The organism is Providencia sp. PROV130 (genome assembly GCF_028482225.1).
In the GTDB taxonomy this organism is placed as follows: domain Bacteria; phylum Pseudomonadota; class Gammaproteobacteria; order Enterobacterales; family Enterobacteriaceae; genus Providencia; species Providencia rettgeri.
This window is the reverse complement of sequence record NZ_JAMPQC010000003.1, coordinates 408387-422150: the sequence shown is the minus strand read 5'-3', so window position 1 is coordinate 422150 and position 13764 is coordinate 408387. Positions and strand designations below refer to the sequence as shown.

Below are 13764 nucleotides of genomic sequence, written 5' to 3'. Positions count from 1 at the left end.
TCTAGAATTACCTCGTTTAACCGGAGGGCGCAGTTATGACAATTAAAGCGCTTGAAGGTGGACGTTACAAAGTGGATATCAGACCGCAGGGCAGATCAGGAAAGAGAGTTCAGCGGATATTTAAAAAGAAAGCCGATGCGATAGCTTATGAAAGAAGCGTCATGCTAACGGCCAATAGTGAAGAGTGGAACAGCGAATCAAGAGACTACAGATCACTTAATGATATATGTGATATTTGGTGGAATTTTATTGGTCGCAACCTAAAGTATTCCCAAAAATATAAGGCTATTTTAACAAGAATAACTAAGGATATGGGTAATCCTGCTGTATACCAGATTACACCTAAGTTATTGGCTAGGTACTGCTCTGATAGATTACAAAGTGGTGTGAAAGCATCAACTATCAATAGAGAGTTTAATTTGCTAATGAGCATTTTTACTTCATTGGCCGAAATTGGCGAGTGCTCTAAAAATAACCCGATTAAGTCTCTTGGTAAGTTGAAAGAAGAAAAACCAGAAATGGCCTATTTGACAAAAAGTGATATTGAAAAATTACTGAATGTCATGACCGATGATTACTTACGCATAACTATTTTATGTCTAAGTACAGGGGCAAGATGGGGAGAGGCCATTAGTTTAAAGGCTGAAAACTTATTACATGGGCGAGTTACATTTATGAAAACGAAAAATGGTAGACATAGAACTGTTCCCATTTCTGATGATGTAATGAGAACTGTAAAAGTAAAAGATTCTGGATTACTTTTCGATGTTGATTATGTGACCTACAGATCAATACTGAAAGAAGTTAAACCAGATTTGCCGCATGGTCAGGCCGTGCATGTTTTACGGCATTCTTTTGCAGCGCACTTTATGATGAACGGTGGCAACATTCTCACTCTTCAAAAAATCATGGGTCATGCGAGTATTCAGCAAACAATGACATACGCACACTTTGCCCCTGACTATTTAAATGAGGCCATTTCATGCAACCCTTTAAGGGGAGGCATCCACATTCCATCCACCGATATGGGGTGTAATGATGCGAATTAACTTATCACAATATTCGTAAGTTATTGAAAAATATTGCTAGCCCCGATGTTCTGGGGCTGGCAATGACCGCCTAGGCGGTCTTTTTTCATATCAAATGATATAATTACTCTTTCGGTGTTGCTTTTTCTACACGGCTTTTTAATTTTTGGCCTGGGCGGAAAGTAACAACACGGCGTGCAGTAATTGGAATATCTTCCCCAGTTTTTGGGTTACGTCCGGGACGTTGATTTTTATCACGTAAATCAAAGTTACCGAATCCAGATAATTTTACTTGCTCACCATTTTCTAAGGAAAGGCGAACCTCTTCAAAGAAAGTTTCTACAAGGTCTTTAGCATCACGTTTGCTAACACCCAGTTTTTCAAACAAATTTTCTGACATTTCAGCTTTAGTAAGCGCCATAGGTTTAGTCCCTCAAGGAGGCTTGGAATCGCTGTTTTAACGCAGCAATACACAGATCAACGGTAGCAGTGATCTCTTCTTCTTCCATGGTACGTTGGGTATCTTGGAAGACAAGACTGATAGCAAGGCTCTTGTAGCCATCTGCTATTCCTTCACCACAGTACACATCAAATAAGTTTATGCCAACTATATGATTTATGCCAACTTTTTTACACTCTGCTAAAACTTCAGCAGCAGCCACATCTTCTGGCACGACTACAGCGATGTCACGGCGGTTCGATGGATAGCGCGAAATCGCCTTAGCTTCAGGGATGACACGTTGCGCTATCGCATCACTACGAACCTCAAACACCACCGTACGACCATTTAAATCGAGTTTGCGTTCTAATTCTGGGTGGACCACACCAATAAAGCCAATGTGTTCATTTTCCAGATAAATCCCAGCACTTTGACCTGGATGCAATGCAGGGTGTGCCTCAGATTTAAATGTAATTTGATTTAGTTTCCCAGTCAATTCAAAAACAGCTTCAAGATCACCTTTTAAGTCAAAGAAGTCAACAACTTGTTTATCTAATGACCAATGTTCTTCAAATCTATTGCCTGCAATCACCCCGGCAAGCATTGGTTCCTGACGGATTCCATATTCTGCTTGATTATCAGGAATAAAGCGCAGACCTGTCTCAAATAAACGAATTCTATTTTGTTGACGATTCTGATTATAGACAACCGTTCCTAATAAACCAGTCAACAGCGATAAACGCATCGCTGACATATCGACAGAAATCGGGTTAGGTAAAATCAATGCGTCTTGTTGTGGGTGCAGTAAAGCTTGAACTTTAGGATCAACAAAACTATACGTAATTGCTTCTTGATAACCACGGTCAACTAACATCGCTTTAATACGTTTTAAAGGTAAGTTAGCTTCTTTATGATTAGTCATGATCAGGTCGGCACGCAGTGGCACATCTGGAATGCTGTTATAACCATAAACCCGGGCAACTTCTTCTACTAAATCTTCTTCGATTTGCATATCGAAGCGCCAGCTCGGTGCGACCACGTCCCATGTGTTGGCAGAAACAGTGACTTTGCAACCTAAGCGCGTCAAAATATCAGTAACTAACTCATCTTCAATAAAGTGGCCGATCAAACGGTCTAATTTATTGCGCGTCAGCTTAATATTGGCTGCTTTCGGTAAATGCTGTTCACTGGTGACATCAATGATTTCACCCACTTCACCACCGCAGATATCCACGATCAGTGAGGTTGCACGTTCAATGGCTTTAAACTGTAATTGTGGGTCAACACCGCGTTCAAAACGGTGAGAGGCATCGGTATGTAAACCGTAATTACGCGCACGGCCTGTAATTGATAACGGGTCAAAAAATGCACACTCTAATAAAATATTTTTGGTTTCGTTGTTAACGCCTGAGTGCTCACCGCCAAAAATACCCGCGATCCCGAGTGCTTTAGATTCATCAGCAATCACTAAAGTGTCTGATTTTAATGTTGCTTCACTACCGTCAAGAAGAACCAGTTTCTCCCCTTCTTTAGCCATACGAGCAACAATTGCACCGTCCAAACGGTCTAGATCGTAGGCATGCTGAGGTTGACCCAATTCCAATAAAACGTAGTTGGTGATATCCACAACCGCGTCAATAGAACGGACTCCACCACGACGTAGCTTTTCTTTCATCCACATTGGTGTCGGAGCTGAAACATCAATATTCTTGATCACTCGCCCTAAAAAGCGTGGGCACGCATTTGGCGCTTCGACTCGAATTGGGAATGTGTCTTTCGTCGTCACAGACACTGCGTTAATAACTGGTTCATTTAACGCTAATTTATTAATAACTGCGACATCACGTGCAACCCCAAGAATACTTAAACAATCTGCACGGTTAGGTGTAATGCTGATTTCAATCGCATTATCATCAAGTTTTAGATATTCACGAATATCGGTACCGATAGTGGCATCCTGCGGCAATTCAATAATTCCGCTATGATCATCGGAAATACCCAGCTCAGAATAAGAACACAGCATACCTTCAGAAGGCTCACCACGTAATTTTGCTGCTTTAATTTTAAAATCACCTGGCAATACTGCACCCACGATGGCAACAGCAACTTTCAAACCTTGACGGCAGTTTGGTGCACCACAAACGATATCTAGTAAACGCTCACCACCCACGTTAACTTTTGTGACACGCAGTTTGTCTGCATTTGGGTGTTGACCACACTCAACCACTTCACCGACAACAACACCGTGAAATTGGCCAGCAACCGCATCTACACCGTCAACTTCCAAACCTGCCATCGTGATTTGTTCTGATAATGCTTCACTACTGATCGCCGGGTTTACCCATTCGCGTAACCATAGTTCACTGAATTTCATGAGATAGACCCGCCTTATTTAAACTGTTTGAGGAAACGAAGATCATTTTCGAAGAATGCACGCAGGTCAGAAACACCGTAACGCAACATTGTTAAGCGCTCCATTCCCATACCAAATGCAAAACCTGAATAGACTTCTGGGTCAATACCTACATTACGTAATACATTTGGATGCACCATTCCGCAACCTAATACTTCTAACCACTTACCATTTTTACCCATAACGTCAACTTCTGCTGAAGGTTCTGTGAATGGGAAATAAGATGGGCGAAAACGTACTTGGACTTCTTCTTCAAAGAAGTTATTCAAGAAATCATGTAATGTGCCTTTTAGATTGGTAAAGCTGATATCTTTATCAACAATCAGGCCTTCTGTTTGATGGAACATAGGTGTATGCGTTTGGTCGTAGTCATTACGATATACACGACCTGGGGCAATGATACGAATCGGTGGTTGTTGGCCATTCATTGTACGGATTTGTACCCCCGATGTTTGCGTACGCAGTAAGCGTTTTGCATCGAACCAAAAAGTATCGTGGTCCGCACGCGCGGGGTGGTGAGCAGGTATATTTAGCGCATCAAAGTTATGATAGTCATCTTCGATTTCTGGACCTGTTTCAACAGAGAAACCCAATTCGCCAAAAAATTCTTCAATTCGCTGAATTGTACGGGTTACTGGGTGTAACCCACCATTTTCCATACGACGCCCTGGTAATGACACATCAATTTTTTCTGACACTAGACGTGCATTAAGAATTTCAGCTTGCATCCCGTCCTTACGGGCGTTCAGTGCATCTTGAACCTGTACTTTAGCTTCATTTATCACAGCCCCTGCTGCTGGACGTTCCTCAGCAGGCAGATCACGCAACGTTTTCATCTGTAGTGTGAAATGGCCGCTCTTGCCTAAATATTCAACACGCACTGATTCCAACGTAGCAACATCTTGGGCCTGTTCAATGGCTGCTTTTGCCTGTGCAACCAACTCAGCGAGATGTGGCATTGTTTCCCCTTTATGACCACTTGGTCTTTTTGCTAGTTATTCACTATATATTAAGCTTCACATTCCATTTGGTAATGAATGAATACTTAACTGATTTTACTGTACTTAATCTAAAACTAGAAACAAAAAAGCCTCCCTAAGGAGGCTTTAGCGTAACTTTTCATTTCTTCTTTCTATTTACGCGCAAAAGCCCCCGACATTCAGGTGCTAAAGTAAAAAAAGAAACGAAAAATTACAGAATGCATAATAATAAATTCCTAATAACTAACTGTATCTAAAGTATTAACACAAATAGCTATAAATGAAAAGAGGAAGTTCCCCTCCTCTTTTCAAGCAAACAATTAAGCTAAAGCGCCTTTCGCTTTTTCAACTAAAGCAGTAAATGCTGCTTTATCGAAAACTGCGATGTCTGCTAAGATCTTACGGTCGATTTCAATTGAAGCTTTTTTCAAGCCATTGATGAAACGGCTGTAAGACAGACCATTCTGACGAGCTGCAGCGTTGATACGTGCAATCCACAGTTGACGGAACTGACGTTTACGTTGACGGCGGTCACGGTAAGCGTATTGACCAGCTTTGATTACCGCTTGAAATGCTACGCGGTAAACACGTGAACGTGCACCATAGTAACCTTTCGCCTGCTTCAGAATTTTTTTGTGACGTGCACGTGCGATTACACCACGTTTTGCGCGAGCCATAGCTATCTCCTATCGTCTTTTATCTTAATTAACTAAATTGTTTACTTATGCGTAAGGCAGGCAAGCTACTACCAGACCCAGATCGCCCTTAGATACCATTCCTTTCGGACGTAAATGGCGTTTACGCTTAGTTGACTTTTTAGTCAGGATATGACGAAGGTTTGCATGCTTACGCTTAAAGCCACCGCCTGCAGTTTTTTTAAAGCGCTTTGCTGCGCCACGTACAGTTTTAATCTTTGGCATTTCTTTTATTTCCAACTTCGCATTGTGATTAACTACGAATTAACTAGGCGAATAACATCTATATTGCTATAAATGAATATTACTTGCAGGCCTAATTATTTCTTCTTCGGTGCCAGCACCATGATCATCTGACGCCCTTCAATTCTTGAAGGGAAAGACTCCACGGATGCCAGCTCTTCCAGATCAGCTTTGATGCGGTTAAGCATTTCCAGACCAATCTGCTGGTGAGCCATTTCACGACCACGGAAACGCAGTGTAACTTTAGCTTTATCACCATCTTCCAGAAAGCGAGTCAGGTTGCGTAGTTTGACCTGATAATCACCTTCATCTGTACCAGGGCGGAATTTAATTTCCTTCACCTGAACAACTTTTTGTTTCTTTTTTTGCTCTTTTTGAGATTTGCTCTTCTCATAAAGGAATTTGCCGTAATCCATAATACGACAAACTGGCGGTTCAGCATTTGGGCTGATTTCAACTAGGTCTACACCTGCTTCTTCAGCTTTTTCAAGCGCTTCGCGTGCGCTCATGATGCCTAACTGTTCACCGTCTAAACCTGTTAAACGGACCTCTGGAACACGAATTTCATCATTAATACGATTTGGACGTGTTGTTGGGATTCTTTTTCCGCCTTTAATACTTCATTCCTCCAATTGGATAAAGAGATTTGCTTCTCTCAAGCAAATACACTCGCCGCTCAATAGTTAATACCTGACGTGTGTACGATATTCTGTGTTTGTCTTCAATGCGCGATGCGCTGACAAAGTGATTCGACCGCGGATTTTAATGCTTCTTGCCGGATTACTCAAGTAAATCTTGCAATAAATCATACTGAACTGTTTGAAAACTTGGCTATTGAGGCCAATTATTGCTTTGACGTAATTATTTTTATCCATTAATGAAGCAAATAACAAGACGTAAAATACACCCGTATCTTAGCTGCTATGAGGTTACTTTCATCATTAATAAAAAGAAAACTCGGATAAAACAGAGAAGCAGCGCCCAAAATGAGCGCTGCTAGGCTCTAGCAATGACTTGCTATAACCATACTGGCTTAATTATTTTTTCTTTGGTGCCAATACCATGATCATCTGGCGTCCTTCAATCCTTGATGGGAATGATTCAACAGACGCCAGTTCATCCAGATCGGTTTTGATGCGGTTAAGCACTTCCAAGCCAATCTGTTGGTGAGCCATTTCGCGACCACGAAAACGCAGGGTCACTTTAGCTTTGTCACCATCTTCCAAAAAGCGAATTAGGCTACGCAATTTAACTTGGTAGTCGCCTTCGTCTGTTCCCGGACGGAATTTAATTTCCTTCACTTGAACAACTTTTTGTTTTTTCTTTTGTTCTTTTTGAGATTTGCTTTTCTCATAAAGATATTTACCGTAGTCCATGATACGACAAACCGGTGGTTCAGCATTTGGGCTGATTTCGACTAAGTCAACACCAGCTTCTTCTGCTTTAAAGAGGGCTTCACGCACACTCATTACACCAAGTTGCTCACCGTCTAAACCAGTGACACGGATTTCTGTTGCACGAATTTCATCGTTAATACGATTTGGACGCGCTGTTGGGAGTTTTTTTCCGCCTTTAATACCTTATTCCTCCATCTGATTGAGTTGACGACTGCGGATCTCTTCAAGCAGTTTTGTCATGAATTCGTTGACATCAAGGCTGCCTAAGTCTTTACCACGACGGGTACGAACAGCAACTTTACCTGATTCAACTTCTTTATCACCACATACTAACATGTAAGGGACTCGACGCAGTGTGTGCTCACGGATCTTAAAGCCGATTTTCTCGTTACGTAAGTCCGCTTTTGCACGAATGCCAACACTTTGCAGCTTGCTTACTAATTCTTGAACATAGTCTGCTTGGCTATCAGTAATGTTCATTACAACCACTTGTTGTGGTGCTAACCATGTTGGGAAAAAGCCGGCATACTCTTCTGTTAAGATACCAATGAAGCGTTCTAGTGAACCTAACACTGCACGGTGGATCATAACAGGAACGATACGTTCGTTGTTTTCACCTACATAGGAAGCTGTCAAACGACCCGGTAAGAAGAAGTCTAACTGGACAGTACCACATTGCCATGCACGGTCAAGGCAGTCATACAGTGTAAACTCAATTTTCGGGCCATAAAATGCGCCTTCACCTGGTTGATATTCAAATTCAATACCTTTTGATTTCAGGGCGTTAGCTAAGTCTTCTTCCGCTCTGTCCCACATCTCGTCAGTACCGATACGTTTTTCAGGACGGGTTGATAGTTTTACAACAATTTTTTCGAAACCAAAAGTTGCGTAAACATCATAAATCATTTCAATACAGCTAGTGACTTCACTTAAGATTTGCTCTTCAGTACAGAAGATATGTGCATCATCCTGAGTAAAGCCGCGCACACGCATTAAGCCGTGCAATGCACCTGATGGCTCATTACGGTGACAGCTGCCAAATTCTGCCATACGCAATGGTAAGTCACGGTATGATTTCAAACCTTGGTTAAAAATTTGTACGTGACCTGGGCAGTTCATTGGTTTTACACAATATTCACGGTTTTCAGATGACGTCGTGAACATAGCGTCTTTATAGTTATCCCAGTGACCTGTTTTTTCCCATAATACGCGGTCCATCATAAATGGCCCTTTCACTTCTTGATAATTATAAGCTTTCAGTTTAGTGCGTACGAAGGTTTCCAGTTCACGGAAAATTGTCCAACCGTCATTATGCCAGAATGCCATTCCCGGCGCTTCTTCTTGCATATGGTATAAATCTAACTGTTTACCAATTTTACGGTGGTCACGTTTAGCTGCTTCTTCTAAACGTAATAAATAGGCTGCCAATTGTTTTTTATCAGCCCATGCAGTGCCATAAATACGTTGCAGCATTTTGTTATCGCTGTTACCACGCCAGTATGCGCCAGCCACTTTCTGTAGTTTAAAATGGTGGCAAAAACGCATATTCGGTACGTGTGGACCGCGACACATATCAACATATTCTTCGTGATGATATAAACCAGGGTGGTCATCTTGACTAATATTTTGATCTAATATTTCAACTTTATAGTCTTCGCCTCTAGCCACAAATGTTTCACGAGCTTCGCTCCAAGAAACACGTTTTTTCACCACATCATAATCTGTTTTGGCAAGCTCAAGCATGCGCTTTTCAAGCTTTTCCAAGTCTTCCTGGGTCAGCATGTGGTCTAAATCGACATCATAGTAAAAACCATTATCGATAGTCGGCCCAATCGCCATTTTAGTGTTTGGCCATAATTGTTTGATTGCATGGCCTAACAGGTGAGCACAAGAGTGACGAATAATTTCGAGTCCGTCTTCATCTTTGCTCGTAATAATGGATACGTTTGCATCATGTTCAATTATTTCACATGTATCAACGCGTTCGCCATTAATTCGACCCGCGATACAGGCTTTAGCTAAACCCGCTCCGATGTCTCGAGCAACATCCATCACAGAAACGGGATGGTCAAACTGACGCTGACTTCCATCAGGAAGAGTAATAACAGGCATTAAAAAATCCTCATCAGCAGTGGTGACCCACACGAAAGATCACTTGCTTGATTATTCCAAAGTTATAAATCAATACGTTACTAACGATTTCTCACTTCACTATGCAAGATATGTACACAAATACAGGCAACTTAAACGCCCTATTTCGTTACATCGTGAGTAACTCAACTACTAATGATAACACAGACCTATTTTAGGGTGATAGCGTAATACCGCTAATTGTTCTTCTTCATATGAAAAATCAACACCTTCCCGATTAAATGATGAATAAGTTATCCAATGCAGGAAATAGTTTCTCTTTTTGCTTGAAAAACACACTATACCAACGGGATCCACTAGGCGCGATTAACTTTTCACTGATTATCTTATTTTGTTGAAAAATGATAACCGATTTAATTGATTGCCATAATGAATAAATGATGTAGGACGAGGCAATTACCCCGTATAATAGTACAAAAATGTTATCTAATTTCTCTATTTGCCAAAATAAATAGACACAAAAGATAATTTGAATTAATGCCCGAATAATAAAGGCAATACTAAAGAATGACTTCGCATGCTGTATCGTTGCAAAACAGGGATTAGACAGAGTTTGTCTTCTTTCTTGGACTGGAATACCATTCACATATACCATCCAATCAGAAGTATCGCTATTTTTTAAGATTATTCCTTTTTCTTTCATTCCATGAATTTTAAATGAGACTACGACAGCCCAAACAATCCCAACGGTAAATAAATAAAGCATAAAACCACTTACCGAAAAAAAAGCAAAAAATACGCTAATCACTATAAAACACGCGAGTTTACCCGAATATACCCAAAATGGCGCAACCTGATAGTTCATTATTATCCTTAACATATTTTGCATAAATTTTTCAGTATACAAAACAGATTAAATGATAAAGCGTCTCATTTCTACTAATCTATAACCAACGTCGCGTTTGCTTACTATAATCTCCCCACTCATTTTTAAATGATGCAGATAAAAAACGCTCTTCCTGTGGGATCGTATATAAATCAGTAATCAGCCAAAATACTAGCCCTGCGACCAAAAAATAAGAAGAGTGCGAGAAAAAAGCTAAAGCCAAGCTCATTGATGTAAAAGCTAAATACATCGGATTACGTGAAAATCGATAAGGCCCATTAGTGACTAAATGCGTTGCCTTAACTGTAGGATTTGGTGATGTTTTATGTTTATAAAAATAATAAAGACTCGTCGCGACCCAACTCACACTCTCCAGCGCAACTAATATACCTAAAATTCCCATCCAACCGGAAAACGTCCAGTCTAAAAGACCTTGTCTGGAAAGAAAATAAACCGCGATTCCATTAGCAACTAACCAATTCAATAATGGCAATTTAAATATATTCATTACATTACCCGTAAGCCAACATGGTGTTATTAGCATAACATAAATGAATATATAAATTTGAGTGGAAGAGTATATAGAGGTGTAATATTAACGGCAAAAATGATTAGTTACTGGAACCTAATGAAAACACACTTTTTAAACCTTCTAATTTACTGTACTCCTGCTGGCAAACTAAATTTCGTACATCACTTGGCATAGAGTCAATTCTGGTTTGAATATTAGCCAGTTGTTCATCTAAACTATTCATTCCTTTTACATCAACGACATCCTGATTCACTTTAAGATAGTTAGCAAAACTTTGCAGGTTATCCTCTAAGCTATTACAAATATCATTACTGGCTAAACTCTGCGGCAAAATAGCACTGAGTGATGTCGGTAAGACTTGAGATATATTTGGATAAATACTTTGCTTCCACTGCTGAGGGAAAACAATTAGTAACATGGCAGCTGCCAAAACTAATAGCATAGACGCCCCGGCTAATGTCGCTATAAGTTTTTTCATTCTTTTTCCTATTACTCAAAATTAATTGAAAATAGGATATACAACTCTGCGTAAAGCTATTTTTAAAACTAAAAATCCTTTGTAAAGAAATCCATAACTCTTTTTAATAAAATTTCATTTCTTCATATGTTTTTTCTTGGCAGCTCTTTAAGCGTTGTAATAAACCGCCTACATGTAATTCTAATTTGTGGCCGTCAGGATCAAGAAAATAAAAAGAATCTCCTTCACTTTTATTTTCTTTCCAAACAATGACATTCGCTTGCATTAGCCTATCAACAACGATAAGAAAGTCTTTCGCATCAACGTTAAAGGCATAGTGTGTGTAATCCGTTTTTTCTGGGGGCAAAAATTGACGAGTTGTATCTAATGATAAACATAACCATAAATCGCCACAGGAAATATAGGCGCCATTTTTCCAACTCGCATGTAACTTCATACCCAGTAGTGCTTGATAAAAACCAATACTTTTATCTAAATCAGTTACAGCTAAAGTTAAATGGTTGATTCCGTTTAACATATTTTTTTACTCTTTGGTTGTCTGTTACATTGAATTCTTTTAATGAATTTACATAAATTATCAGTAAATAACATTGCAGCAGATATACTACATTCCATATCAACTTAAAGACAACCTGTTACGAAATGCCCTTAACCTTTTTATACCCCTATAAAAAGGTTTTTTTTTGCCTATAAAAATTGAATACTTTTACCACAACAACTCATCCACTTGTTAATTAACAAAAAAAGCAAGTTACTCACAGAACAAGGCCATTGTTATCCACAGTTAATGTGAACAACTCCAATTATCTACAAACTAATAGATGATAGTTAATATTAACTCTTATTCCTCCGTATTATAGCCGGCTCCTACTATAAAATACCTCACTTGTTATAAATGCTAACCTACAGATCTATAAGAAATTTTGCTATCATTTGGGATAAGGTATTTTATTCACATTAATCAGGAGCTTGAATCTAACTTCCATGACAAATTTTTTTGAGCTATTTCAAGCCGTTGGTATTGGCCTGGTACTATTACTTCCTCTTGCCAACCCTTTAACTGCAATTGCGGTCATGCTAAGCATTTCTGCTAATATGACTAAAGAGCAGCGTGACCATCAATCGCTGTTGGCCTCTATTTATGTATTTGCAATCATGACAATCGCTTTTTATGCTGGCCAATTAGTCATGAACACATTTGGAATATCAATCCCAGGGCTTCGAATTGCAGGTGGATTAATTGTGGCATTTATTGGCTTTGGCATGCTATTCCCTAGTAGTGATGTAGGGGAAGACCAGACTACCAATGCGCTTGATGACCCAAATGTTCCCAAAAAACGCCAAGAATCACCGAGTATTGCCTTTGTTCCCCTTGCAATGCCAAGTACTGCAGGCCCGGGTACTATTGCGATGATCATCAGCTCCACTGCATCATTACAAGGTAATGTGAGTTTCGCTCCATGGGTTTTAAAAGTTGCCCCCGTGATTACTTTTTTTATTGCCAGTCTTATCGTTTGGATTGGCTTAAGAGGCGCAACTTCTATCATGAGGTGGCTTGGAAACAGCGGTATTGATGCAATCGCGCGGGTGATGGGGTTCTTATTAATCTGTATGGGAGTGCAATTTGTTATCAACGGCATTGTTGAAATTGTCGCGCAGCTCCCACATTTAATGAAGGAATATCAATAAGACATCGCTAGTGCATTGTAAGCATTTTTAACTTTCCACAAATAGCGTGGGGCTTGTGGTGCTGGGTGTTTTGTTTGTACATGTTGATAAAACTCTTCCGGTGATAAGCGATTAATCATCGCTATCGCCCGACCTTTATTATTATCAAACGTTCTTAATAACGCTCCTGCCCCATTCACATAAGCAACAACCGTTGCATAATATAATGTCTGAGGATGGCTTATTCCAGCAAGGTGCTGTTCCCTTAAAATACGAATATAAGCTGTACCAATATCGATATTTTTTTGTGGATCTTTTAGGTCACGAGAACTCGGCTCCCCCGATTTCCCTTGGTAACGATAGGCGTCACGTCCTGCTGTCGAAGCTTTAATTTGCATCAAACCTATTGCATTGGATTTACTGACAACTTCAGGCCTAAAGTTGGATTCGACCTCAATAATCGCTCTAATTAAAGTTTCATCTACACTGTAACGAGCCGCAGAGTCACGAATAAATTCGTCAAAGGGCGTTCTTGGAAATGCCGTATTTTGTGCTGTTATTGGCCCTGTCGGCTCTAACATTCGCTGTTTCGTTACAGGCCTATCTGGTTCGCTTGAACAACCTGCAAGTAGCAGTAACACAAAAGTACCGCCAATTATTTTTTTCACTGTCGAATCCTCTGCGGTGAAAGCCGATGGCAGAATAACTAATCCTAAGAAAAATAAAATAATTTTTACTTAACTTTTACTTCAGGACGTGTTTTAGTCATACAAATAACCATGGGACTTAGAAGCCTATAATGATAAATAATGCTATTCCACACTTTTTATATTTATTTTTCTCAATTGATATTGATAATCATTATCAGTTGGGATATAAAATATAATTGTTATAAACCTTAACAACTGTATGTT

At 39.8% G+C, this 13764-nt stretch carries 16 protein-coding genes and 1 other annotated feature; of the genes, 2 read left to right on the top strand and 14 right to left on the bottom strand.

Annotated elements, in window-relative coordinates:
• Positions 1–35 precede the first annotated feature (35 nt).
• Positions 36–1049, top strand: coding sequence for a phage integrase (locus PSF28_RS03125; protein ID WP_226693237.1), 1014 nt, complete (start codon positions 36–38; stop codon positions 1047–1049).
• 103 nt (positions 1050–1152) lie between these two features.
• Here PSF28_RS03125 and ihfA read toward each other — a convergent pair whose 3' ends face one another.
• The 13 genes from ihfA to fos all read right to left on the bottom strand — a co-directional run bounded on the left by ihfA (position 1153) and on the right by fos (position 11699).
• Positions 1153–1449 carry an integration host factor subunit alpha gene (gene ihfA, locus PSF28_RS03120; protein WP_004263721.1) on the bottom strand — a complete coding sequence of 99 codons (297 nt, stop codon included), beginning with the start codon at positions 1447–1449 and terminating at the stop codon, positions 1153–1155.
• A 4-nt stretch (positions 1450–1453) separates the two neighbouring features.
• A complete protein-coding gene (gene pheT / locus PSF28_RS03115) occupies positions 1454–3841 on the bottom strand; it encodes a phenylalanine--tRNA ligase subunit beta (RefSeq protein WP_272684607.1) in 2388 nt (795 codons plus the stop codon).
• Between the two features lie 14 nt (positions 3842–3855).
• Positions 3856–4839, bottom strand: a complete 984-nt coding sequence (pheS, locus tag PSF28_RS03110; RefSeq protein WP_210839245.1) for a phenylalanine--tRNA ligase subunit alpha — start codon at positions 4837–4839, stop codon at positions 3856–3858.
• Between the two features lie 121 nt (positions 4840–4960).
• Positions 4961–5090 (bottom strand) — a sequence feature (Phe leader region).
• A complete protein-coding gene (gene pheM, locus PSF28_RS23630; protein WP_136134757.1) occupies positions 5040–5084 on the bottom strand; it encodes a pheST operon leader peptide PheM in 45 nt (14 codons plus the stop codon). Its footprint overlaps the feature before it by 45 nt.
• Positions 5091–5180: 90 nt before the next feature.
• Positions 5181–5537: a 50S ribosomal protein L20 gene (gene rplT / locus PSF28_RS03105; protein ID WP_004263714.1), complete on the bottom strand. Its 357-nt coding sequence runs from the start codon at positions 5535–5537 to the stop codon at positions 5181–5183.
• 45 nt (positions 5538–5582) lie between these two features.
• Complete coding sequence (rpmI, locus tag PSF28_RS03100) at positions 5583–5780, bottom strand: 50S ribosomal protein L35 (RefSeq protein WP_004263702.1); 198 nt, start codon at positions 5778–5780, stop codon at positions 5583–5585.
• A 95-nt stretch (positions 5781–5875) separates the two neighbouring features.
• A complete protein-coding gene (gene infC, locus PSF28_RS03095; RefSeq protein ID WP_071524539.1) occupies positions 5876–6415 on the bottom strand; it encodes a translation initiation factor IF-3 in 540 nt (179 codons plus the stop codon).
• Between the two features lie 420 nt (positions 6416–6835).
• Complete coding sequence (infC, locus tag PSF28_RS03090) at positions 6836–7375, bottom strand: translation initiation factor IF-3 (RefSeq protein ID WP_071524538.1); 540 nt, start codon at positions 7373–7375, stop codon at positions 6836–6838.
• Between the two features lie 3 nt (positions 7376–7378).
• Positions 7379–9307 carry a threonine--tRNA ligase gene (gene thrS, locus PSF28_RS03085; RefSeq protein WP_272684606.1) on the bottom strand — a complete coding sequence of 643 codons (1929 nt, stop codon included), beginning with the start codon at positions 9305–9307 and terminating at the stop codon, positions 7379–7381.
• Positions 9308–9563: 256 nt separating this feature from the next.
• Complete coding sequence (locus PSF28_RS03080) at positions 9564–10151, bottom strand: hypothetical protein (RefSeq protein WP_272684605.1); 588 nt, start codon at positions 10149–10151, stop codon at positions 9564–9566.
• Positions 10152–10230: 79 nt separating this feature from the next.
• Positions 10231–10680: a methyltransferase family protein gene (locus PSF28_RS03075; protein ID WP_272684604.1), complete on the bottom strand. Its 450-nt coding sequence runs from the start codon at positions 10678–10680 to the stop codon at positions 10231–10233.
• A gap of 103 nt (positions 10681–10783) precedes the next feature.
• Entirely contained in the window at positions 10784–11182 is a 399-nt protein-coding gene (locus PSF28_RS03070; RefSeq protein WP_210840155.1) for a hypothetical protein, read from the bottom strand.
• Between the two features lie 103 nt (positions 11183–11285).
• Complete coding sequence (gene fos / locus PSF28_RS03065; protein ID WP_210840154.1) at positions 11286–11699, bottom strand: fosfomycin resistance glutathione transferase; 414 nt, start codon at positions 11697–11699, stop codon at positions 11286–11288.
• A gap of 467 nt (positions 11700–12166) precedes the next feature.
• Between fos and PSF28_RS03060 the strand changes: the two genes are divergently transcribed.
• Positions 12167–12871, top strand: coding sequence for a MarC family NAAT transporter (locus PSF28_RS03060; RefSeq protein WP_115167387.1), 705 nt, complete (start codon positions 12167–12169; stop codon positions 12869–12871).
• Here the strand turns inward: PSF28_RS03060 and PSF28_RS03055 are convergent.
• Positions 12865–13518 (bottom strand): transglycosylase SLT domain-containing protein, encoded by a 654-nt coding sequence (locus tag PSF28_RS03055; protein WP_272684603.1) that lies wholly within the window; start codon positions 13516–13518, stop codon positions 12865–12867. The genes PSF28_RS03060 and PSF28_RS03055 overlap by 7 nt on opposite strands.
• Between the last annotated feature and the right edge of the window lie 246 nt (positions 13519–13764).